The organism is Clostridium magnum DSM 2767 (genome assembly GCF_001623875.1).
Classification (GTDB): Bacteria; Bacillota; Clostridia; order Clostridiales; family Clostridiaceae; genus Clostridium_AM; species Clostridium_AM magnum.
Window position 1 is genome coordinate 1 of sequence record NZ_LWAE01000012.1, and the last position, 23,350, is coordinate 23,350.

The window sequence follows — 23,350 nt, forward strand, 5'->3', positions numbered from 1 at the left end:
CCCGTAGAGCTTTACTGTAGCTTAGCATTGAATTTCGGTATTGTCTGTACAGGATAGGTGGGAGACGTCGATGCAAGGGCGTCAGCCTTTGTGGAGTCAACCTTGGGATACCACCCTGACAGTACTGGGATTCTAACCGGCGGCCATGAAACTGGTCACGGGACACAGCTCGGTGGGCAGTTTGACTGGGGCGGTCGCTCCAAAAAAGTAACGGAGGCGCCCAAAGGTTCCCTCAGAACGGTTGGAAATCGTTCGAAGAGTGCAAAGGCAGAAGGGAGCCTGACTGCGACACAAACAAGTGGAGCAGGGACGAAAGTCGGCTTAGTGATCCGGTGGTTCCTCGTGGGAGGGCCATCGCTCAACGGATAAAAGCTACCTCGGGGATAACAGGCTGATCTCCCCAAGAGTCCACATCGACGGGAGGTTTGGCACCTCGATGTCGGCTCGTCGCATCCTGGGCTGAAGTAGGTCCCAAGGGTTGGGCTGTTCGCCCATTAAAGCGGCACGCGAGCTGGGTTCAGAACGTCGTGAGACAGTTCGGTCCCTATCCGTCGCGGGCGTAGGAAATTTGAGAGGAGCTGTCCTTAGTACGAGAGGACCGGGATGGACTGACCTCTGGTGCACCAGTTGTTCCGCCAGGAGCACAGCTGGGTAGCTATGTCAGGACGGGATAAACGCTGAAAGCATCTAAGCGTGAAGCCCACCTCAAGATAAGATTTCCCATAGCATAAGCTAGTAAGACCCCTTGAAGAACACAAGGTTGATAGGTTAGAGGTGTAAGCATGGTAACATGTTCAGCTGACTAATACTAATAGGTCGAGGGCTTGACCTAATTTTCACTGTGCAATTTTGAGGGCAAAGGTCTAAATGACATTTGCCGGGTAATTTAGCTAACGATAGTTAGCGTTAAGAATTACCCGGTATCCTTTAAAATAAAAATTGATAGAAGCGAGCAGTACAAGGAAGCGACTGAGCGAGGAACAGAGTTTACTAGTGTAAATGAGTACCGCAGCGATTGATTTGACGCAGAGATGCGAAGTTTATAGCAATTTTATAAGGAAACTCACTCAGCAGAGCTGAGGAGTACCATACTTCTAGAAAATCATAGATTTTAAGAATCATGGCATCTGGTGATTATGACGTAAAGGTAACACCCGTTCCCATTCCGAACACGAAGGTTAAGCTTTACAGTGCTGATGGTACTGCACGGGAGACTGTGTGGGAGAGTAAGTCGTCGCCAGGTAAGTAACAGAAAGACATTAGGTTTTGATACCTAGTGTTTTTTTATTATGTAAATAATTAAATAACATATCAAAATGTTAATAGCAAGCTCAGGCAAGCCTTCGCAAACACCACAGGGGTGTAAATTTAATGAACCCACGATAGGAAAGTCGTGGGTTTTTCTGATATTATCTCATTGTCATTTAGTTGGCAACTAAGTGGGTAAGAAAATAGAAAGAAGATCAAGTATTCTTTCATTTTGATTTTTTATATTTCTTTGCCTAAGGTAATTTGTTTAAAATTCAGGAAGTTCTCTGGGTATAAGTATTAATGAATTCTAAAGCATCTAAGGTATTATCACTTGAGTGGATGATACTTCTTATTTCTTTTCGAGGCTGATTCCTATTCAGTTCATTTCGCAGATTTATTTTCAAAAGGAAATTTCTGTTTGACACATATGGATAATACTTTTTATACCTCTTGTCTAATGGAACTGGATAGAAATCATAAGCTATAATTAAAACAGCTGGTTTTTCCGCTTCCTTCATTTTTTTCCCATTTTTCATTTCCCCAATTGCCTCCTCGTAAAGTACGTGTTGCCTCTTCTTTATGATCTTTATCAAGTTCATAAATATTTAATATGTGTAGACCGTGAGTCTGTAACCACTTGATTATCCAATCGGTTAAGTTGTTTTCATAGGCCCATTCTCTAACGATAAATGCCATAATTTCACCTGTATTTTGCTGGTCATGGAGCTTTAAATAATATAAATCTTTCAACCAGTTGCTCTTTTCAGAAAGCTTTTTTAGTTCTGATAATTCTGGAGTCCAGTTATTCTCATCCAAAAACTTTTGTAAATCAACCCAGGTGAATTTTATCTTTATGCCGCACCGATTAGACAGAGTGCGAAGTGTTTTTCTATATTTATTATTGTGGGCTAATTCATTAACTTCTTCTCTGATACCTCGAGACAAACCTGAATTTTCTGCTTCATGATAAACAACATGATAGGCCATGCTTAGCAGATAATGTTTGGGATTTGGTACAAAATATTTATTATGCAAAAGAATTCTTTTATCAAGCATTTCTTGAGCACAGTGAATAGGATAATAAGGGAGTCCGTTGTAATTGGTTCCAGTAATACCACTAATACTATAAATATTACATGTAATAGAATTATCTTCACAATGGGGAGAAACATGCTTACTAATGTTAACTAAATCATCATCATGGACAAGTAAATCAATAGCTTCTCCTTTTTTAATTTTTGGAAATTTATCAAACCATCTTAATATAATATATTTAATCTGCTCTTGATTTAGCAGCTTAAAAAAATCATCAACACTTATAGAGCTAGGTATATATTGTTGTGTTTCCATTTCTATCATATGATTTCCTCCAATGAACTACATTATTTCTAATCATAATATGCTGAATAAGGATTATTTGCTTTATGCATAAGTTTTTTTATTCCACCATAAAATGGACGAAATTAAAGAATTTTATCGGATAGGATAAGTATCTAAAATATGCAATATTCCAATAAAAACACTGCGATATTATGATGAAATAGAATTGTTAATACCAAGAAAGATTGATAATAAAAGAACTTTTATTAGGAGTTGTAATAGGGATTGCTATAGATGGGCAGCCGATACTTGGATACAATTATGGTGATAAAAACTTTAAACGTGTGAAGGATAACTATTTATATATTTAAATTAAATAATGAAATTTTGCTTTTGTTGTTCATTAAGACAAAATATAACTTATTATTTATATTTTTATACTTTCTATAACGGAATTTTTTATTGACAGTAGCAAGTGATAATGTTAATATGTCTATGAATTTGGTAGACAGGAGGGGTAAATGTGGAAGAACTAATTCGTAATGCAACTATTGAAGATTTTAAAAGAGGATATAATTGGAGTATTAAAGAAGCTCAGTTTGTTTGTTTAATATGTGGTGAAAAAATTGGTGAAAGCGACACTGATATAAATACGCATATAATAAAGCATGGAAATCCAATTGAAAGGCTACTTTTGCTAGATAAGAAGTATACTGGATTAACCGAAATTCAGAAAGAGCTTTTAACAATGATGTCAAACCGATATAGTGATAAAGAAATTGCCCAGAAGCTTGCTTGTACAGAATCTACAGTAAGAAACATGAGATTTGCTTTAAGGGAAAGAGCAAGGCAGGCAAGAGCTTTTCTTGCAGTTATAGAATTAACTGAAGAAAAAATTCCAACGTTAACACCACCTAAACTTCGAGTTTTTCCTGTTAGAGAAGGGAAAAGAAAAGCATTATTACCTAGGTTCGCTGCTCTATTTGAACCAAATAAAGAATATACAGAGAGTGAGGTAAAAAGACTTATTAAAACTATTTACGAGGATGATGCAACTATACGCCGCTATTTGATTGATTATGGATATTTAAATAGAACGAAAGATGGGAGCAAATATTATAAGAATTATGAGGAGAATACCGTGGACAAAATAAATAGAAAAGAACTTATTAACAGATATAAGCAGCAAGAGGTAGAGATGGGGATAATTAAATTACATAATACAGTTACTGGATATTCCTTTGTAGATACATGTAATAATTTATATAAACCTTTTGAAGGAATAAAATTTAGATTAAATACAGGAACATTTAAGGTGAAAGGATTACAAAAGGATTGGAACACCTACGGAGAAGGTGCATTTACATTTGAAGTGGTGGAAAAGCTCAAACATCAGGAAGGTACTACACAAAAGCAGAAAATAGAGGAATTAAAAGAACTGTTGGAGATGTGGATTGACAGCCAAGGAGAGAGTTTAAAATTATATAAATAAACATATATGATATAAACCAGTTCTAAGATAGATGTAAGGAAGGCTTAAAATTCATGTTCCTTAAAATGAATTTTCAAGTAAGGATCAGATGGGGTTAAAACCCCATCTGATCCAAGTTTCACTTTATTTGCAAAAGTTATTCTATAATTTAAAAACATTTGTAAGCTCGTTCATATTTTCGGATAGAACAACTAACTCATCAGAAGTCTTATCAATCTTATTAAAGAGTTTTTCCTGTATGCTGAGTTTTTCCTTAATATCATTTGAAACATTAAGTCCAGATTCAATAGTCATGTTTATGTCATCTATGGTTGCAGTCATTTCTTCAAGAGAAGCTGCCTGAGTGGTAACACCATCAGTTATATCCGTAAGCATGGCAAAGGTGCTTTCCATGCTATCAATAATTTTATTTATACTGTTCTTCACTTCATTTGATTGAGCGACACCAAGTTCAACTTTTTCTTTTGTTGCAGCAACAGCAGATACTACATTTCCAGTTTTCATATTCATATCTTTGATAAGGTGTCCAATATCCTGCAAGGAATTATTTGTGTCTTCAGCAAGCTTTCTTATTTCCTCGGCTACTACAGAAAAACCCTTACCTGCCTCTCCCGCTCTTGCGGCTTCAATAGCGGCATTTAAAGCTAAAAGATTTGTCTGACTTGAAATTTGAGAAATAATATTAACAATTTCTGTAATTTTATTACTCTGATCTTCAAGGCCTAGTACTTCACTACTTACGTTTTTAGAGTTCAAAGCAAGATCATTTATCGCTCCCACTATAGAATCAACAGAATTTTTACCACCTTCTGCGGAATCCTTTACTAATTTTGTATATTCCGCAATACTTGAAGCAAGTTCGGCAGTTTTCTGAGAATTATCAGTAATACTAGATAGTGCAATTGAAGTTTGCTTTATATTTTCTGCATTTTGATAGGAATTAGATATAAGTCTTTTAATTCCTTCATTGATTTCATTTACCTGAGTATTAGCTTCAATAATTATATTATTCAAATCTTCAGAAGATAGGGTGACTTTTCCAGAAGATTTTTGTATTGTTGAAATTAGATTCTTTAGATTTTCTTTTGCTTTTAGAAGAGATTCTATCATCTGACCTGCTTCTCCCTGTTGGAGAGTTTCAATGTTAACAGAAAGATCATTGTTTGCAATTGAATCCGCAAGCAGAATACCCTTCTTTAATGGCTTTACAAGAAGAAATTCAGAGAATGAAGCTGCAAGTGCTTCAAAGACTATAAAAAATACTATGGCTTTAGTAACAACTTGTCCGGTTATTATGTGGAAAGGATTGTGATAAAGGTTATAGGACACAGTAAGTATTATAGATACATTTGAAATAAACATTGCAAAAAAAACTAAAAGCATAATACGAGTACGAATGGAGATATTTTTAATTCTATTCATAATATGACCCACCTACCTTGATTAACTATTTTTTTATAGAATGAAAAAGTTTTAGTGATATTAAAATATCATGTTCCATCTATGACCACTTTACACTATTTCAAACCCAAATGGCAAGTGAAAATTTTCTAGCTATACTTACAGGAGTTTGAGAAAGAATAACCTATTGGCAGATATAGCAGTCAATAGGCTATTTTTTCAACACTTTACTCAACACTCTGAATTTTCTTTTTTTAACTGTTGATTTTAATCATCAATGTACGTCACAATGGTTGATGTTATCTTATTTTTCTACATTAACTATCTTTTGGCATGATTATTGCTAGTAATAATGGCATAGAGAGAAAGGAGGTTAATCTAATGACACAAATTATTTTAGCTAGTCATGGCTACCTAGCAAAGGGGATGAAAGATACCCTGAATATGATTATAGGAGACGTATCCATGGTTGAAGCTTTTTCATCCTATAGAGATGAAGATGTGAATGTTAGAGATGCTGTAGAAGAAATAATAAAGGAAAAGTATGACAAGGGAGATATCTTCATTCTCACAGATATTCTTGGCGGAAGCGTTAACACGGAAATGATGTCTTTAATTAAAGAATATCCTAAAATACATGTTCTTTCAGGTATGAACTTACCTGTAGTTATTTCACTGGCTACTCAAACAGATGAAGTTTCTGAAAATGAACTACAGCAGATTATCAAAGACAGCCAGCAGAGTATAGTTTACTGTAATAAGTTGCTTAATGAATGTAAAAATATGCAGGAGGGAGATCTATGATTAAGTTATTAAGAATTGATCATCGTTTATTACATGGACAAGTTGTCTTCTCATGGACAAAGACCTTAGGTGTTTCAAGAATTATCGTTGTAGATGATGAAACTGCCAAAGATGAAATGAAAAAAGTATCATTAAATTTATCAAAACCTGTTGGGGTAACCCTAAACATATTTTCAGTAAAAGATGTTTTGGAAAAGATGCCTAAAGTAGAACAATTAAAAGATAATATCATGATTGTTTTTAGCGGAACTAAAGGAGCATTAGAATTTTGCCAAGGATACCCTAAGATTACTGAAATTAATTACGGTGGAATTGCTAATAAGGCAAATTCAAAGCAGTACAGCAATGCTATTTTCTTGAATGAACAAGAATTGGAAGATAGTAAAAAGTTAAAAGAAATGGGAATCCACTTATATATGCAGCAGGTTCCTACTTCTAAGAGGGAAGACTTAACATCTAAAATATAAAAGGGGGATACAAAATGTTAATTAAGTCAATATTATTAGGTTTTATTGGTGTTATTTGTATCTTAGATTCCAGGCTTTTAGGTAGATTAAATTTAGAAAGACCATTAATAGTTAGCACATTAGTAGGACTTGCTTTAGGTGATATACAAAAAGGACTAATGGTTGGAGCTGCCCTTGAGTTAATTTCTTTAGGATTAGTGAATATAGGGGCGGCTCAGCCACCAGATATGAATATGGCCTCTATTATTGCTACAGCTTTTGCAATTTTATCAAATGCAGACTCACAGGCAGCCCTAACTATTGCAATTCCAATAGCAGTACTGGGACAAATGCTAGGGGTTTTAGTAAGAACTATAATTGCCAATCTAACTCATAAAGCTGATTCCTTAATTGAAAAGGGAGAATACAAAAGAGCATGTAATATTCATATTGTATGGGCAACGCTTATGTACTCACTAATGTATTTTATTCCAATATTTTTAGCAATCTATTTTGGAACAGATTTAGTAAAAAGTATTGTAGAAGTTATTCCATCGTGGGTAACAAATGGTCTAAATTTATCAAGTAAGATTCTAACAGCTTATGGATTTGCGTTATTGCTTAATACAATGTTATCACTAAACATGTTACCATTCTTATTTGCAGGATTCTTTGTTACAGCATATTCAAATTTAAGTGTAACTGGTGTTGCTATCTTTGCTTGTATTATCGCATTTGTTTTAGCTGAATTTAAATTCAAAAATGAGAAAACAGTTGATGAATTAGATATTTAGATTGATGGGAGGTATAAAAATGCAAAGTACACAAAAACAAAAGGATCCAAATAAGTGGAAATATATGCAGTTCTTTTGGCGTTCTTGGGCTATTCAGGCTTCATGGAACTATGAAAGACAGATGAATATGGGCTTTTTATATGGAATTGCTCCTATTCTAGATAAAATTTATAAAGATCCTAAAGATGCGGAATTGAAAAAGGAAGCTTATAAACGTCATATGAACTTTTATAACTGCACACCTCAAACTAGTTCTTTTGTTTTAGGATTGAGCGCTTCAATGGAAGAACAATATTATGAAGATAGAGAAAACTTTAATCCAGAATCAATTAATGCTATGAAAACTTCATTAATGGGACCATTGTCTGGAATCGGTGACTCCTTCTTTCAGGGAACTATACGTATATTAGCTTTTGGATTAGGTATTAACCTAGCACAGAAAGGCAGCATTTTAGGACCAATATTAGCAATACTTATTTCTCTAATTCCATCTTTCCTTGTTACTTACTACGGTGGGAAAATTGGTTATTCAATGGGTAATAAGTATTTGACAAAACTTTATAATGAAGGACTTATGGATAAGGTAATGTACATTTGTTCTATTGTAGGACTTATGGTTATTGGGTCCATGATGGCAAGTATGATTGGAATTACTACTCCAATTCAATTTAGTGGAAAGTTTGTTCTACAGGATATATTAAATGGAATAGTTCCACAAGCTATTCCCCTGGGTGCAACCTTTACTATGTACTGGTTACTAAAAAAGAAAGTATCAACAGGATGGATGCTTACTATTTGTATCCTAGGCGGAATACTGTTGAGTGTATTAGGTATATTCAAATAAAATAAAAAATACTCCTCAAAAGAATAAAAAATAAAGATAAAAATATAAAAATTTAAAAATAAATACAAAAAACCAAAGTAAAAAACAAAAATAGGAGGGATTTATAATGAATCCAAAACAAATTATTAAAGAAATCAAAGGAAAACAAGAAGAAATTAAGAGTGTTATATTTGTAGGCTGTGGTGCTTCAAAAGCAGAATTATATCCAGCAAAATTCTTTTTAGATAGTAATGCAAAGAACTTACGTATCAGTCACTATACTGCGAATGAGTTTAACTATAAGACACCAGCTTCATTAGATGAAACTGCCATAGTTATTTCAGCTTCCTTAGGGGGCAGTACTCCTGAAACAGTAAAAGCTAATGCTAAAGCTAAGGAAAGAGGCGCTCATGTAATTTCATTAACAAATGCAGCTAACTCTGCTCTTACAAAGGATGCTAGCTATGTCATCTGTCATCGTTTTGCTGAAAACTATGGTGCAAAACTAGAAAAAATGGGTTATGCACTTGAACTTGCAGTAGAAATTTTAGAGCAGTATGAAGGTTATGCACATTATGAGGACATGCAGATTGCTTTCAGTAAAATTTATGATTTATCACAAAGAGCAGCAGAATCAGCAATAGAAGATGCTAAGAAATTTGCTGAAGCTTATAAAAATGATCCAGTAATCTATGTTATGAGCAGTGGTGCAACAAATGAAGTTGCTTATTCTACTTCAATCTGCTTAATGATGGAAATGCAGTGGATTAATTCGGGAAGTTTCCATTCAGGAGAGTTCTTCCATGGACCATTTGAAATAGTAGATAAAGATGTACCGTTTATCTTATTAATGAATGAAGGAAGCACTCGTCCAATTGATTCCCGTGCACTAACTTTCTTACAACGTTTTGATACAAAAACAACAGTTGTAGATGCTTTAGATTACGGATTATCATCAGCAGTTCCAAAGGCAGTTGTTGATTATTTTAATCCAATGTTACTTACAGCAGTATTCCGTGTATATGCTGAAGAACTATCTTATGCACGTAAACATCCGTTAACTAAGAGAAGATATATGTGGAAACTAGAATATTAAAATAAAAATTTATTACATATTAAATTTATTACTGGCACAAAAGTTAACACAGACAAAGAAATCGAATAGCTTTCGATTTCTTTGCTTTATTATTCTAAAGGTATGTTGTAAAATAGGGTTTGTCTTTTACTAAAGAAGGAGGTGCATTCAAGATGGGGATAGATATATCTAGGTATTTAAAAGAAATCACCAAAGAATTTAATAAAGAAAATTTAAAGCAGTTTTCAGCTAATTCAATTGCTGAAATTGTTGAATTGAGTCGCAGCACAGTAAGCAGTTACCTTAATAAAGAATGCAAACGGGGTACGATTATAAAAATTAAAGAATATCCAGTAATCTTTTTAGATAAAGAAACCTTTTCTAATGTACATTTTACTCCAATGCATAATGAATATGATACTTTTGATGAATTATGGCAGGAAGGTTCTAAAATAAAAAAAGTAGACACATGGAGCAAGGTAATTGGTTCAAAGGGAAGCTTAAAGGAACAAATTGAACAAATAAAAACAGCTGTCCTTTACCCTGAAAATGGCCTCCCAATAATGCTCCTTGGTTCAAGTGGTTCAGGAAAAACCTATTTAGCAAAATGTATTTATGACTATTGTTTCGGGGAAAAACTAATAGATCCAAAGGCTAAGTTTATTTCCTTGAATTGTGCCCAATACTATCATAACCCAGAGCTTCTATCAAGTTTGTTGTTTGGTTACACAAAAGGAGCTTTTACAGGAGCAGATAGAGATAAAATAGGACTTCTTGAAAGTGCTGATGGCGGTGTTTTATTTCTTGACGAAGTTCACAGGTTAACAGAAGAAGGACAGGAAAAACTTTTTACCTTTATGGATTCACGAGAATATTCTCCTATTGGTGATAACAGTATTAAAAAAGAGGCAAAGGTACGACTAATTTTTGCCACTACAGAATCTATTCAGTCTGCTTTTTTACCCACATTTATCCGTAGACTTCCGGTTATTGTGAATATTCCTAGTTTTGCAGAAAGGCCCCAACAGGAGAGAATTCACTTAATTGATAGCTTCTTTTTAAAGGAAAGTGAAATTTTACAGCGTACTATTCAGGTTACAAAACAGGTGATGTCATTTTTGCTTTTTAGCAATTATGAAGGTAATGTGGGGAAAATCAAAAACATTGTTAAGTATAGTTGTGGAAGCAGTTATACTAAAATGAAAGATCAGAAAGTTATTAAGGTCCGTATTACTGATTTGCCTGTTGGAAGTGAAGAACAGCTAAAGGAAAATCTATACCATCAGATATCAAACAGATATCAGGACAGAGTATATGATTATATGCATCCGGAGTTATTGGATATTAATAACAGTGAGCAGAAAAACATTAAAAAAACCTATTTTCAATTTGTTGATGGATTTAAGCAGGTTGAGGCTGGGACGGTTACATTTGAACACTATATTAATGAGATGATGAATAATGTAAATCTTTTAGTTGATGAACTAATGTTTAATGTAGAAGTTAATAATAACCAATCATTTTTTTCTGTATTAACATTTAATATAAAATCTACTTTTAAATATATGGAGGAGAATTTTGGCCTTGAGCAGGATGGGAATAAAATTCTTTCAATAGCACATTTGCTTTATTTTAAAGAAGAACAGGAAATTTTAATTAATCATCCAGAGTGGTATAGTATCAGGCCAAGACTTACTGCATTTATTCAAAACCATATGGGAAATGTATTATGGCTTGCTAAACGTATGTTAGCACATTTAAGTGAGCGGTTGGATTCTCAAGTTCTTGATGAAGACCTAATTTTCATTTCATTTTATTTAAATAGTATGAATATACAGGGTGTAAAAAATGAAATTAAAAGTATTGTTCTAGCCCACGGCTATTCTACAGCAAGCAGCATGGCAAATGTAGCAAACAGAATGTTGAAGAAAAATTTTTTCCAAGCTATTGATATGCCAATTGATACCACTATTGATTACATAGAAGGTAAAGTATTAGATTTTATTGACAATAATAGCACAGAAAACGGGTTGATTTTATTAGTGGACATGGGTTCACTCTTTGATCTAAGAATACGGTTAGAGAAGAAAATTAAAGGGCCTTTATTGTTAATAGATTTTGTATCTACACCATTAGTTTTAGAAATTGGAAGTATGCTTTTACAGCATAAAAATATAATCGAAATTAATGAAGAGATAATAAAGAATGTGAAAATCAACAAACAATTAGTTTACCCAGTTGAAAAGAAGAAAAAGTGTATTTTAACCTGCTGCTATACAGGTATGGGAAGCGCCATTCAAATTCAGGATATATTACAGAAGAGTTTAAAACAAGAAGATTCCTCCCTTGCCATTACACCTTATGACTATCATAAACTGCAGCAGAATAAACAAAAAGAACTGCCTTTTCAGATATATGATGTAGTAGCTATTATAGGAACTGTAGATCCTAAAATAGAGAGTGTTCCATATATAGGCTTAGACCATTTGATTGGTGGAGAAGATGTTGAAGCATTTATTAATATTTTAAAATCTAATTTTAAGATTGATGAAGAACAATTGAAGAAGGATTTAATATTTAATTTTTCCATAAAGAAAATAATTGAGAAGCTTACAATTTTAGATGTGAATAAAGTACTTAATTTTGTGCAGGATGCAGTTGATAAGGTGGAGGAAAAGTTAGGAATTAAGCTATCTAATAACAAGCGTTTTCTTCTCTATCTTCATTGTTCTTGCATGGTAGAGAGAATTTTAAGAAAAGAAGATGCGGACATGCAGGAGGATATAGAAGAATTTGTACAGAGAGAAAAGAGAAAGATAGAAATTATTGGGTATGCATTTAGTGAAATTGAAAAAGAATACACTATAAAAATATCAGATTTAGAACTTCGACTAATTTTTGATATTGTATTTAGTGATTAGTGAAAAGAAAACTTGAACCATATAAGAGTATTAGAGAAGGAGGTGGCAGTTTGAAAAAAGCTGTAGTTTTTGACATGGATGGAGTCTTAGTGAATACTGAGCATTTTTATTTTAATAGAAGAATGAAATATTTTGATGAGTTAAAAATAGAGCCAACCACAAGAAAAATTCAAGATTTTATAGGACTAACTAATGAAATGATCTGGGAAATACTAGTGCCTAAGGATGAAGAAAGACGAAATACCCTAAGAGAAGGATATGCTAATTATTGTAGAGAACATGCAGTTTACTTTCCAGAAGTATTAAATCCTTCAGTAAAAGAAGTATTTAGCAAACTGAAAGATAAAAATATGAAAATAGCGATTGCTTCATCATCAGAAAAAAGTGAAATTTTAAGAATGTTAGAAGAATGTGAGCTAAATAAGTATGTTGATTTTGTGATCAGTGGAGAAGAGTGCAGAAAAAGCAAACCAGATCCAGAAATCTACATTAAAGCTGTAAAAGTGTTAGGTTCATTAGCAGCAGAAGCACTAGCGGTGGAAGATTCGATATTAGGGATCCGTGCAGCGAAGTCGGCAGGATTAACAGTCGGAGCTTTAGTACCAAGAGATTATTATATTGATCAATCAGAAGCAGACTACCAAATCAGTGATTTAACTGAGCTACTTGAACAAGTTTAGAATTATAAAACTTAAGACTGAATTGCTAGGTGCTAATTTAAAAGTTATGCCTGTTATAGTTTAATTACTATGGCAGGTAATAATTTTTTGTTTTTTCTTAAAATACATTTGTAAAATAAAATGTTTAATGCTATATTGTTAGCTAATGCTTATGCCAAACAGGCTACTTATATGCCAGATATAAAGTGAGGTTAAAGAAATGGTAAAGAACTTTTATGATCCTAAAGTTGGGGAAAGAGGTATACGGAAAAAGAGTAACAAAAGTAAGGTTATCTTCTACATATCTTGAGAAGATAGCCTTTTTATTATAATATCGGTTTAGAATATTGAAGACTTCAATTCTAATTAGAACCTAAATTTAATATAAAATCTATAAGTACTTGTTCATATGTGTAAACTGAGTCTACTATTACAAACTCGTCATTGCCATGCCAGTTTTGTCCAATAGGTCCAAATTCTACAGCAGGTATATCATATTTGGAGTAAAATCTAGTATCTGCTGAGCCATGTTGGCCAAATAATGCAGCTTTATTACTAGTTATTTTACTAATTGAATGATGTAGTTTTGTTACATAAACGTCATCAATCTTGGTTTTTACAGCATTGCCTATAGCGTAAATATGTACTTGAACGCCAGCTGCATCTTTAATTTGCTTTAGTATCTCCATAGGATTCTGTTCTGGAAGAAATCTTATATCAAGACACATCTTGCAGTAATCAGGTACTTTATTGTATACATCTCCGCCCTCTATTTTAGATAGGTTAACAGAAGGAGAATTATAAAGCTCTGATTTTTCTTTAGTAAAGGGTAAGTTCTCTATTATTTTAAAGGCTTCAAAAGCCTTCACTATAGCGTTATCTCCCTGCCATGGTCTGCTGCTGTGAGCAGATTTTCCAGAAAATTCTAAGTAAATTTGCAGTATGCCTTTTGCCTGTACACCAATTCCCAGCTGAGTAGATTCACCACAAATTACAAAATCTCCTGTAAATCCCTTTTGAACTAAATAGTTTGAGCAGTTAGCTCCACCAGTTTCTTCGTCTGTGACTAATTGGAGCTGTACCGCACAAGGTAAATTTTTATCCTTAAGCTTTAGTATTGCAGTAATCATAGCTGCAGCTCCAGATTTCATATCAGCACTGCCTCTCCCATAAAGTTTTCCATCATCTATATAGGGAATGAACTGCTCAGCCTTTCCCGGTACAATGTCTAGGTGACCATTCAATATTATTTTTTTATCTCCAGATCCAATATTACATACTAAAATTTTAAATCCATTGTTCTCCAATATTTTAGGTTTCAGTCCATTAGACAATAATATGTTCTCACAAAACACTATTGCTTTATTTGCTCCGTCTAAGTTTGAACTATCAATTTTAATAAGTTCTTTTGTAATTTCTATACAGTCCATTTACAAAACCCCCTAGTTATATTTATGCTTAATACAAATAAGCAAGAAATGTACCAACTCTATTATAATGATTTTTTATTGATAAATTATAGTATTTTAGTTAAAGTTTTATATAGATAATAGTTTGGAGGTAGCAAATTAATGAAAACCATAGCAGTAGTAACAAATAGTAATTCAAGGCTAGCAAAATTTTTGAAAAATAACTTAAACAGTATTTTTAATGGCCTTGCACAGGTAAATAATTATTATATAGATGCACTAAAAGAGAACTCTATGATTAAAGAAGATGTAGTGCTCTTTATGATAAAAGAAAAGGCTTTAGAATGTGAGAAACATGTGCTAAATAGAAAAAATATAGTGATAATAGAAAGAACCTTAAAGGACAGTGAAATATATAAGTTATTTACTCTTCCAAAGAACACTAGAGCATTAGTTGTAAATGATAACAAGGAAACTACTTTAGAAACTGTATCACTGCTTTATCAAATAGGAATAAATAACCTAGAGCTTATTCCTTATGATCCAAGTAAGATCTATGAAGATATTAAAATTGCAATAACTCCAGATGAAGAAGAAAAGATACCGAAATACATAGAAACAATAATAAATGTTGGCAATAGGTGGATAGATACCAGCACATTTATAAAAATAGCAAGTAAACTAAACATAGAAGATAAGTGTTTGAGTGAGAGAATTATAAACTATTCTGAAAGCATTATAAATTTAAATAACGGAATAAAAGAAAATTATAAACAGCTTTTTGTGAAAAATGAAGAGCTAGATATTATAATTAATTCTTCAAAGGATGGTTTCTTATTCATAGATAATGAAGAAAGAATATCTTTTTATAATAATGCTTTTAAAAACATTTTTTCTATTAGAGAAGATATTAAAGATAAAAAAATTGAAGATGTGTTAGAGAAGGAAGTAGCAGTATTATTAAGAAAAGAAACTATTAAAGACGAAATACTAGAATTGAAAGGCATATATATAAATATTAATAAGCAAGTTGTAAAATCCTTAGGCCAAACTATTGGCTTCTGTTTTAATATACAAGAGGTAACTTATATTAAGCAGCTAGAACAAAACTTAAGTAAAAAGCTTAGACATAATGGTCTTGTAGCTAAGTATAATTTTCAGGAAATGATTACTAATTCAGTGAGAATGAAAGAGTGTATAAACCTTGCCAAAAGAACTGCTTGTTCAGATCTTACTGTATTAATTACTGGAGAAAGTGGAACAGGTAAGGAAGTTTTAGCTCAGTCTATTCATAATGCTTCTAATAGGTGTAAACAGCCTTTTGTTGCGATAAACTGTGCTGCTTTGCCAGAGAGTTTACTGGAAAGTGAACTATTTGGTTATGAAGGAGGAGCCTTTACCGGGGCTTTAAAGGAAGGGAAAATAGGACTGTTTGAACAGGCACATAATGGCACCATTTTCTTAGACGAAATAGGGGACATGCCCCTGTCACTTCAAACTAGAATGCTTAGAGTAATTCAAGAGAGACAGGTTATGAGGATAGGGTCTCAAAGCGTTGTAGATATTAACGTAAGAATAATTGCTGCTACACATAGAAACTTGATGGAGATGATAGATGAGGGTAAATTTAGAGAGGATTTATTTTATAGATTAAATGTGCTGCCTATAAATATTCCACCTCTTAGAGAGAGAAAAGAGGACATCATGTTATTTCTAGAAAGCTATCTAAGTTCAAAACAAAATCTAAAAATTTCAAGGGAAGTAAGGGAATTATTATTAAATTATAATTGGCCCGGTAACGTTAGAGAACTTAAGAATGCGGCGGACTATATTGAACTAATGAGTGAAGAAGAGGTTAAGATAGAAAACATACCCTTCTATATTTTAAACCATAGTGTAGACTATAAAAGAGAATATCAGTATTTAAAAGATAAATGTGATCTTAGAAATGCTTTGGAAATATTGGAGATTATTGAAGAGAGAAATGGAAATAACATGGGGGTAGGAAGAAAAAATATTGAGGAGATATTAAACAGTAGATTTATAAACATTACCGAAGCAGAGGTAAGGAGGATTCTAACACTTCTGAATGAATTAGATGTAATTACATCAAGTATAGGAAGAAGGGGCAGCGAAATTACTATAAAGGGAAAGAATTTTATAAACTGGGTAAAAAACAGGGTGAACTAATAACCTGTTTAACCAATAAAAAGAGGGGGGAATAACGATTTTTTCCTCCTTTTTAACATATCCTTAAAGTGAGATTATTTGGCATGAGAATTGCTTGTTAAAACTGTTAAGAGGTTACATTGGAGGGACAGATATGGATAGACCGTTAGTTGGAATTATAGGAAACTTATTAATTGATCAAGGAGGAATGTTTCCGGGATATGAAAGAGCATATGTAAATAATGACTATGTACAAACTGTTGCTATGGCTGGAGGTATACCCTTTATACTTCCTTTAATATCAGATTATGAAAGTATAAAAAGGCAAATAGAAAGTATGGATGCCTTAATAATCTCTGGAGGGTATGATGTAAATCCTTTAATATATGGAGAAGAACCAATACAGCAGCAGGGATTTTTGTGTCCAGAAAGGGACGAATATGATATTAAAGTCATTAAAATTGCATTAGAATTAAAGAAGCCAATACTTGGTATATGTAGAGGGCTTCAAATTTTAAATGCAGCATTAGGAGGAACTTTATATCAAGATACATCAATAATTGAAGAAAGTTACATAAAGCACCATCAAGATTCGAGGCCTGATGTACCAAGTCACACTGTAAATGTAATAAAGGGTACAAAACTATATGAGATACTGGGTGAACGAACTTTTACAAATAGTTTCCATCACCAAGCAATTAAAGAACTTGCTTCTGGTTTTAAAGTTTCAGCGAAAGCAAAGGATGGGGTTATTGAAGCAATAGAAAAGGAAGAGGGTTTTATAATAGGTGTACAATGGCATCCTGAAATGATGGCTAAAAAAGATCCTAAGATGCTTAATCTATTTAAAGAATTACTAAACAATGTAAGGGGGAAGAATAATGGGAGATAAGAAAAAACTAGGATTTTGGAGTATAATACTACTTGGAATTAATGGAGTTATAGGTACAGGTATATTTTTGCTTCCAGGAAAAGCTATGAAACTTATGGGTCCGGGAAGTATTTGGGTTTATTTTTTTGATATGCTATTGGTTATGGCTATGACATTATGCTTTGCAGAGGTTGCAGGTATATTTAATAAGAATGGAGGACCTTATGTTTATGCCAAGGAAGCCTTTGGAGAATTTATAGGTTTTGAAGTAGGCATTATGAAGTTAGTAATAGGTATGATAGCTTGGGCCACTTTTGCAGTAGGCTTTACCACTGCACTAACTAGTATTTGGCCAGCAGCATCTAATACTTTAGTTAAAAACTCAATACAAATAGGTATAATTGTAGGTTTATCAATTATAAATATGTTAGGGGTTAACTTTGCAAAACATTTGAATAATATAATGACCATAGGTAAGCTTGTGCCTTTAATATTATTTGTAGCAGTAGGTATCTTCTTTATAAAAGGTGGAAACTTTACGCCTATGTTTCCTACTAAAGTAACTACATCAAGTTTTGGTGCTACAGCAATATTAATCTTCTTTGCTTTTACTGGCTTTGAATCTATAGCAGTAGCAGCAGAGGATATGGAAAATCCTAAAAAGAACTTGCCTTTAGCAATTTTACTTACTATGCTTTTAGTATCTGTAATATATATATTAGTCCAAGCAGTATCTATAGGAACTTTAGGAGTAAAGCTTGCATCTAGCACCACTCCTGTAGCAGATTCAGCATCTATATTTCTTGGAGGTTTTGGCGGACTTTTAGTTACAATCGGTACTTTAGTATCCATAGGTGGTATAAATGCAGCAGAATCTTTTATCCTTCCAAGATCCGCTGTAGCTTTAGCTGAGGATGGGCTTTTACCTAGAAGCATTGCTAAAAAAAATAAAGCAGGTACTCCCTATATAGCAATTGTGTTAGTGGCTGTTTTAACTATTCCAATTGCTTTATCAGGAAGTTTCACACAACTTGCAGCAATAAGTGCAATCTCAAGATTTGCACAGTATATACCAACCTGTCTTGCTGTTATAGTTTTAAGAAAGAGACCGGGGCTGGAATCTACTTTTAGGGTACCTTTTGGACCAGTTCTTCCTATACTATCTGTAGGTATTAGCTGCTGGCTTTTAACTCAAGCAACTAAAGTTCAAATTATATGGGGACTTGGAGCACTAATAATAGGAATTCCATTATACTTTATAATGAAGAAAGGCAGCAAATCAGTAGAAAATAACGAAACTTGTTAAAAAGATACAGCCATCTTTAGCGATATACTAAAGATGGCTGTATCTTTTTATTATATATGGAGCGGAAGATGGGATTCGAACCCACGACGTTCACCTTGGCAAGGTGACGCTCTACCACTGAGCCACTCCCGCATATTTTTTATGATGACCCCTAGGGGAATCGAACCCCTGTTACCACCGTGAAAGGGTGGTGTCTTGACCGCTTGACCAAGGGGCCATGCTATTATTTTATTGGTGGGCACAACAGGGATCGAACCTGTGACCCCCTGCTTGTAAGGCAGGTGCTCTCCCAGCTGAGCTATGCGCCCAAAGTTTTGTGGCGGAAAGATAGGGATTCGAACCCTAGGTACGGTCACCCGTACGCCGGTTTTCAAGACCGGTGCCTTAAACCAACTCGACCATCTTTCCACGGATAATTTAAATGAACAACTTTTAAAAGGATTTAATTTTTTGGTGGCTTACCGGGGAATCGAACCCCGGACAACATGATTAAAAGTCATGTGCTCTACCGACTGAGCTAGTAAACCATATGGCTGGGATAGCAGGATTTGAACCTACGAATACTAGAGTCAAAGTCTAGTGCCTTACCGCTTGGCGATATCCCAATTTTCGCCTGTCTAACTTGGCGTAAGCCTCTCACTTTTTTTAGCGGCGAAGAATATGATATCATGAATAAAAAATTTATAAGATGAATAATAAACTATAATTTAAAATTAAGCTAAGTTTCCTACGGTATTTGAAATTATATTAATAATTTCTTATATTGATACACCTGGCGTCGTTGTAAAGTGGAAATTCTAAAATAATTATTACACCTTTATTACGTTAATAACAGCCTATATGTATTTCTTTTAACCGTTTAAATGGATACATATAGGTGGTATCTACATTTAATCCATTTTTAATACATAACTTGGCGCATTTTGGAATCAAATATTTATAATAAATATAGTATCTTCAGGGAATTTTATTATCATGAGTTTAAAAATAATAAAATTTGGAGGTACGTATAATATGACTGGTACAGTAAAATGGTTTAATGGAGAAAAAGGATATGGATTTATTACAGGAGATGATGGAACTGATGTTTTTGCACATTTTTCTCAAATAAATTCAGAAGGTTACAAATCACTTCAGGAAGGTCAAAAGGTTTCTTATGATGTTACTGAGGGTCCTAAGGGACCTCAAGCAGAAAATATTACTGTTTTGTAATTAATGAGCATTTTGCCCCTTAAATAGGTATTCTATTTAAGGGGGTTTTCTACATATTGATTTAAAGCCCTTTTTACTTTATACATATCTTCATTATCTGGCAAAACCTTAAATATTTTATCTATATAATTTTTTTCTTTAATAATTCTTATGCTTATACTGTAGTTAAGATCAAGTCGGGTGTATCACCAGAGGAGAATGGAATTCCTAGTGTAGCGGTGAAATGCGTAGAGATTAGGAAGAACACCAGTGGCGAAGGCGATTCTCTGGACCATAACTGACGCTGAGGCATGAAAGCGTTGGTAGCAAACAGGATTAGATACCCTGGTAGTCCACGCCGTAAACGATGAGTACTAGGTGTAGGAGGGTCCAACCTTCTGTGCCGCAGTTAACACAATAAGTACTCCGCCTGGGAAGTACGATCGCAAGATTAAAACTCAAAGGAATTGACGGGGGCCCGCACAAGCAGCGGAGCATGTGGTTTAATTCGAAGCAACGCGAAGAACCTTACCTGGACTTGACATCCCCTGAATAGTGCAGAGATGCATGAAGCCCTTCAGGGCAGGGAGACAGGTGGTGCATGGTTGTCGTCAGCTCGTGTCGTGAGATGTTAGGTTAAGTCCTGCAACGAGCGCAACTCCTATCATTAGTTGCTACCATTAAGTTGAGCACTCTAGTGAGATTGCCCGGGTTAACCGGGAGGAAGGTGGGGATGACGTCAAATCATCTAAGTAGCGGCGAGCGAAAGGGAAAGAGCCCAAACCAGGAACTTGTTCCTGGGGTTGCGGATAGACCATAAATACTGCGATTTTTTAACTGAAGAGAGCTGGAAGGCTCCGCCGTAGAAGGTAAAAGCCCTGTAAGTGAAAAGGAAGAGCAGTCAGGTCTAATCCAGAGTATCACGAGACACGTGAAACCTTGTGGGAAGCAGGGAGGACCACCTCCCACGGCTAAATACTAACTGGTGACCGATAGTGAAGCAGTACCGTGAGGGAAAGGTGAAAAGAACCCCGGAAGGGGAGTGAAATAGAACCTGAAACTGTGTGTCCACAATCAGTCGAAGCACTTTTATGTGCGACGGCGTGCTTTTTGTAGAACGAGCCAGCGAGTTACGATGTGTAGCAAGGTTAAATACTTAAGGTATGGAGCCGAAGGGAAACCGAGTCTGAATAGGGCGATGATGCTCAACTTTGTTGAGCGAACCCAGCGAAGTTCTGGGAAAGTTGCATGTCGTAGACACGAAACCGGGTGACCTATCCATGGACAGGTTGAAGCGGAAGTAAAATTCCGTGGAGGACCGAACCATGTTGGTGTTGAAAAACCATGGGATGAGCTGTGGATAGCGGAGAAATTCCAATCGAACTCGGAGATAGCTGGTTCTCCTCGAAATAGCTTTAGGGCTAGCGTTTTGAATGAGTAATGGAGGTAGAGCACTGAATGGGCTAGGGGCTGACAACAGTTACTGAACCCTATCAAACTCCGAATGCCATATACTTGAATCAAAGCAGTCAGACTACGAATGATAAGATCCGTGGTCAAAAGGGAAACAACCATAACTCTTAACTATTAATTCTTAACTCTCAACTAAATAAAATCTGGTGATTATGACGTAAAGGTAACACCCGTACCCATTCCGAACACGAAGGTTAAGCTTTACAGTGCTGATGGTACTGCACGGGAGACTGTGTGGAAGAGTAAGTCGTCGCCAGGTAAGTAACAGGAAGACACTAGGTTTTGACACCTAGTGTTTTTTTATTTGTGCAAACAAAAATGAAACTAATAATATAAATGAAGATTTTACATACACTAAGTATAAACTGTACGTTTTTAAGATATACAATAATTATGTAGTTTCAAAACAAATATAGAATATAAAAAAGAGGGGTTGGACGTGAATGTTATATATTTAGGGATTTTCATAAATGATAAAAACTTAGGTGGAACATTAGAAAATAAAGTGGATATTCCCCATGTTACACTTGAATTTAGACCAAAAGTAATACCAAGAGAAATACTAGGGAAGGAAGTTGAAATACAAGTAACTAACTATGGAAATAATAATAAAAATGAAGGCTATAAAGTGGTTCTACCAGAAGAATATGCAAGATATTTTAAAGGAGAAATTCCACATGTAACGTTATCTTATTCAAATGCAAGTAAACCGACGAATACTAAAAATATAAAATTTGACGAGGAAAAGCGTTTAACACTTATGGGTAAGATTGGTATATTTACAGACAACGGCGTTAAATATACTTTAAATTAAATTGCAAATACTACTAGCGTTGTGCAAGATATGAAAAAAACAGTAATTAGGAAAGATATAGACATGTTTATAATGGCCACTACCTCTCTAATTTAAACTTGTCTATACACTAAATAAAACTAATCAATAAATAAAAGTTAAAAGAGAGGCATCCAATAAATTCAAAGACATTTAACTCGCTGTTTTTTAAATTTTAATTTTATTTAAACAATTGTTAGATAAGAGGTGTGAATGGGTATCTAATGAATTTTTTATTATATCTTCATCAATAAGATCTCTATTATGTATGTAATCAAAAGCATCATATATGCAAAGTCCAGAAGCTTTCATTCCTATAAATGCATACCTCAATACTTCTTCTAACTTAAGGAAGTCTTCTTTTGATGTTTCCCCTATAGCAAAGGATGGTTGTCCAATGATTCTTGCCCCTTTATAATTGTTACTTTCAGCTTCTTTTAACAAAGTTAGAATTAATTGTTTTAAACCATCAATACCATTTTTATTATTAGCGATAACCATGCTTTTTACTGGGAAAAATATTACTCTAGATTTATTTATTCCATGGATATCTAACAATTCCATTAATTTATCAAATATATCTTTATCTAAAGAAACAGTTATAATTTCATCGTTTTCTACCCCATGTTTTATATAAGGTAGTAGATTTATAAAAAGGTGTTCAATACCATAGTAATAAAATGTAGAATCAGTACCAAAAATATCATGTAAAGATTCTTTATGGCTATCACCTTTAATTTTATCTCAGAAGCAAGTGAAGGATTTCAGTACCACTTGTTATATTTCTACGCAGAACTAATCCTATAATCCTAAACTAAATTCATCTATAAGATTATAACATTTTTCCTTTAATAAATTAATTATCTCTTCATTAGACATGCTATTCATTGAATATTTAAATTTTTCATCTTTACTTAATTTATCTATAAATTCATTTTCTCTATAAAGTCCAATATCGCCTTCAGAACTGAATTCATTTAAGCGATCACCTAAATTCTCTTCATCACTATTTACTTTTTCTATTTCAATTCCAATAGTTATAAAGTAAACTGCCATATCTCCACATCCCTTCATAAAGTTTATTAAATTATACCATAGTTCTAAGGCAGTTTG

Annotated in this window: 20 protein-coding genes, 6 tRNA genes, 2 rRNA genes and 2 other annotated features; of the genes, 16 read left to right on the plus strand and 12 right to left on the minus strand. The window is 33.9% G+C overall.

What is annotated here, in order from left to right; genetic code table 11:
• Positions 1-832, plus strand: a 23S ribosomal RNA gene (locus CLMAG_RS26870); the annotation flags it as partial.
• Between the two features lie 294 nt (positions 833-1,126).
• A 5S ribosomal RNA gene (gene rrf / locus CLMAG_RS26875) occupies positions 1,127-1,243 on the plus strand.
• A gap of 280 nt (positions 1,244-1,523) precedes the next feature.
• Here the strand turns inward: rrf and CLMAG_RS26880 are convergent.
• Both CLMAG_RS26880 and CLMAG_RS26885 read right to left on the minus strand, forming a co-directional pair.
• Complete coding sequence (locus tag CLMAG_RS26880; protein WP_066630139.1) at positions 1,524-1,787, minus strand: hypothetical protein; 264 nt, start codon at positions 1,785-1,787, stop codon at positions 1,524-1,526.
• Positions 1,726-2,610 (minus strand): hypothetical protein, encoded by an 885-nt coding sequence (locus tag CLMAG_RS26885; RefSeq protein ID WP_066630140.1) that lies wholly within the window; start codon positions 2,608-2,610, stop codon positions 1,726-1,728. Before CLMAG_RS26885 ends, CLMAG_RS26880 begins: the two co-directional genes overlap by 62 nt.
• A 206-nt stretch (positions 2,611-2,816) precedes the next feature.
• On the opposite strand from CLMAG_RS26885, the gene CLMAG_RS34520 reads away from it, so the two are divergent.
• Both CLMAG_RS34520 and CLMAG_RS26890 read left to right on the plus strand, forming a co-directional pair.
• Positions 2,817-2,942 carry a hypothetical protein gene (locus CLMAG_RS34520; protein WP_278331813.1) on the plus strand — a complete coding sequence of 42 codons (126 nt, stop codon included), beginning with the start codon at positions 2,817-2,819 and terminating at the stop codon, positions 2,940-2,942.
• 152 nt (positions 2,943-3,094) lie between these two features.
• The gene (locus tag CLMAG_RS26890; RefSeq protein WP_066630142.1) at positions 3,095-4,063 is read left to right on the plus strand and encodes a DUF2087 domain-containing protein; all 969 of its coding nucleotides are present in this window, start codon (positions 3,095-3,097) and stop codon (positions 4,061-4,063) included.
• A 141-nt stretch (positions 4,064-4,204) separates the two neighbouring features.
• On the opposite strand, the gene CLMAG_RS26895 is transcribed toward CLMAG_RS26890, so the two are convergent.
• On the minus strand, positions 4,205-5,485 hold the full coding sequence (locus CLMAG_RS26895; RefSeq protein WP_066630144.1) for a methyl-accepting chemotaxis protein: 1,281 nt from the start codon (positions 5,483-5,485) through the stop codon (positions 4,205-4,207).
• A 360-nt stretch (positions 5,486-5,845) separates the two neighbouring features.
• On the opposite strand from CLMAG_RS26895, the gene CLMAG_RS26900 reads away from it, so the two are divergent.
• The 7 genes from CLMAG_RS26900 (at position 5,846) to CLMAG_RS26930 (ending at position 13,007) form a co-directional block, all read left to right on the plus strand.
• Positions 5,846-6,268 carry a PTS sugar transporter subunit IIA gene (locus CLMAG_RS26900; protein WP_066630146.1) on the plus strand — a complete coding sequence of 141 codons (423 nt, stop codon included), beginning with the start codon at positions 5,846-5,848 and terminating at the stop codon, positions 6,266-6,268.
• Complete coding sequence (locus CLMAG_RS26905) at positions 6,265-6,735, plus strand: PTS sugar transporter subunit IIB (RefSeq protein ID WP_066630151.1); 471 nt, start codon at positions 6,265-6,267, stop codon at positions 6,733-6,735. The genes CLMAG_RS26900 and CLMAG_RS26905 overlap by 4 nt, the downstream gene beginning before the upstream one ends.
• Before the next feature lie 14 nt (positions 6,736-6,749).
• Complete coding sequence (locus CLMAG_RS26910) at positions 6,750-7,508, plus strand: PTS mannose/fructose/sorbose/N-acetylgalactosamine transporter subunit IIC (protein WP_066630152.1); 759 nt, start codon at positions 6,750-6,752, stop codon at positions 7,506-7,508.
• A gap of 19 nt (positions 7,509-7,527) precedes the next feature.
• Positions 7,528-8,352, plus strand: coding sequence for a PTS system mannose/fructose/sorbose family transporter subunit IID (locus CLMAG_RS26915; RefSeq protein ID WP_066630153.1), 825 nt, complete (start codon positions 7,528-7,530; stop codon positions 8,350-8,352).
• A 106-nt stretch (positions 8,353-8,458) separates the two neighbouring features.
• A complete protein-coding gene (locus CLMAG_RS26920) occupies positions 8,459-9,427 on the plus strand; it encodes an SIS domain-containing protein (RefSeq protein WP_066630154.1) in 969 nt (322 codons plus the stop codon).
• A gap of 152 nt (positions 9,428-9,579) precedes the next feature.
• A complete protein-coding gene (locus CLMAG_RS26925) occupies positions 9,580-12,327 on the plus strand; it encodes a sigma 54-interacting transcriptional regulator (protein ID WP_066630156.1) in 2,748 nt (915 codons plus the stop codon).
• Between the two features lie 50 nt (positions 12,328-12,377).
• Complete coding sequence (locus tag CLMAG_RS26930) at positions 12,378-13,007, plus strand: HAD family hydrolase (RefSeq protein ID WP_066630158.1); 630 nt, start codon at positions 12,378-12,380, stop codon at positions 13,005-13,007.
• 341 nt (positions 13,008-13,348) lie between these two features.
• On the opposite strand, the gene CLMAG_RS26935 is transcribed toward CLMAG_RS26930, so the two are convergent.
• Positions 13,349-14,416, minus strand: coding sequence for a M20 family metallopeptidase (locus CLMAG_RS26935; RefSeq protein WP_066630161.1), 1,068 nt, complete (start codon positions 14,414-14,416; stop codon positions 13,349-13,351).
• A gap of 141 nt (positions 14,417-14,557) precedes the next feature.
• On the opposite strand from CLMAG_RS26935, the gene CLMAG_RS26940 reads away from it, so the two are divergent.
• From CLMAG_RS26940 to CLMAG_RS26950, 3 genes are all read left to right on the plus strand, one after another.
• Positions 14,558-16,585: a sigma 54-interacting transcriptional regulator gene (locus CLMAG_RS26940; RefSeq protein WP_066630163.1), complete on the plus strand. Its 2,028-nt coding sequence runs from the start codon at positions 14,558-14,560 to the stop codon at positions 16,583-16,585.
• Positions 16,586-16,718: 133 nt separating this feature from the next.
• Entirely contained in the window at positions 16,719-17,456 is a 738-nt protein-coding gene (locus tag CLMAG_RS26945) for a gamma-glutamyl-gamma-aminobutyrate hydrolase family protein (RefSeq protein WP_066630165.1), read from the plus strand.
• Positions 17,446-18,741 (plus strand): APC family permease, encoded by a 1,296-nt coding sequence (locus CLMAG_RS26950; protein WP_066630167.1) that lies wholly within the window; start codon positions 17,446-17,448, stop codon positions 18,739-18,741. Before CLMAG_RS26945 ends, CLMAG_RS26950 begins: the two co-directional genes overlap by 11 nt.
• 57 nt (positions 18,742-18,798) lie before the next feature.
• On the opposite strand, the gene CLMAG_RS26955 is transcribed toward CLMAG_RS26950, so the two are convergent.
• The 6 genes from CLMAG_RS26955 to CLMAG_RS26980 all read right to left on the minus strand — a co-directional run bounded on the left by CLMAG_RS26955 (position 18,799) and on the right by CLMAG_RS26980 (position 19,346).
• Positions 18,799-18,873: transfer RNA gene (locus CLMAG_RS26955), tRNA-Gly, on the minus strand.
• A gap of 13 nt (positions 18,874-18,886) precedes the next feature.
• Positions 18,887-18,958: transfer RNA gene (locus CLMAG_RS26960), tRNA-Glu, on the minus strand.
• Positions 18,959-18,973: 15 nt separating this feature from the next.
• Positions 18,974-19,049 (minus strand) — tRNA-Val (locus CLMAG_RS26965).
• 9 nt (positions 19,050-19,058) lie between these two features.
• Positions 19,059-19,149 (minus strand) — tRNA-Ser (locus CLMAG_RS26970).
• Between the two features lie 43 nt (positions 19,150-19,192).
• Positions 19,193-19,268: transfer RNA gene (locus tag CLMAG_RS26975), tRNA-Lys, on the minus strand.
• Positions 19,269-19,271: 3 nt separating this feature from the next.
• A tRNA-Gln gene (locus tag CLMAG_RS26980) sits at positions 19,272-19,346 on the minus strand.
• 409 nt (positions 19,347-19,755) lie between these two features.
• Between CLMAG_RS26980 and CLMAG_RS26985 the strand changes: the two genes are divergently transcribed.
• Complete coding sequence (locus CLMAG_RS26985) at positions 19,756-19,953, plus strand: cold-shock protein (RefSeq protein WP_066630169.1); 198 nt, start codon at positions 19,756-19,758, stop codon at positions 19,951-19,953.
• A 150-nt stretch (positions 19,954-20,103) separates the two neighbouring features.
• Positions 20,104-20,359 (plus strand) — a sequence feature (16S ribosomal RNA rRNA prediction is too short).
• Positions 20,360-20,433: 74 nt separating this feature from the next.
• Positions 20,434-21,702 (plus strand) — a sequence feature (most likely nonfunctional fraction of RNA operon).
• Positions 21,703-21,844: 142 nt separating this feature from the next.
• Positions 21,845-22,219 (plus strand): hypothetical protein, encoded by a 375-nt coding sequence (locus CLMAG_RS26995; protein WP_066630171.1) that lies wholly within the window; start codon positions 21,845-21,847, stop codon positions 22,217-22,219.
• A 186-nt stretch (positions 22,220-22,405) separates the two neighbouring features.
• Here CLMAG_RS26995 and CLMAG_RS27000 read toward each other — a convergent pair whose 3' ends face one another.
• Positions 22,406-22,975, minus strand: a complete 570-nt coding sequence (locus tag CLMAG_RS27000; protein ID WP_082832107.1) for an MEDS domain-containing protein — start codon at positions 22,973-22,975, stop codon at positions 22,406-22,408.
• Between the two features lie 63 nt (positions 22,976-23,038).
• Positions 23,039-23,311 carry a hypothetical protein gene (locus CLMAG_RS27005; protein ID WP_139264226.1) on the minus strand — a complete coding sequence of 91 codons (273 nt, stop codon included), beginning with the start codon at positions 23,309-23,311 and terminating at the stop codon, positions 23,039-23,041.
• Between the last annotated feature and the right edge of the window lie 39 nt (positions 23,312-23,350).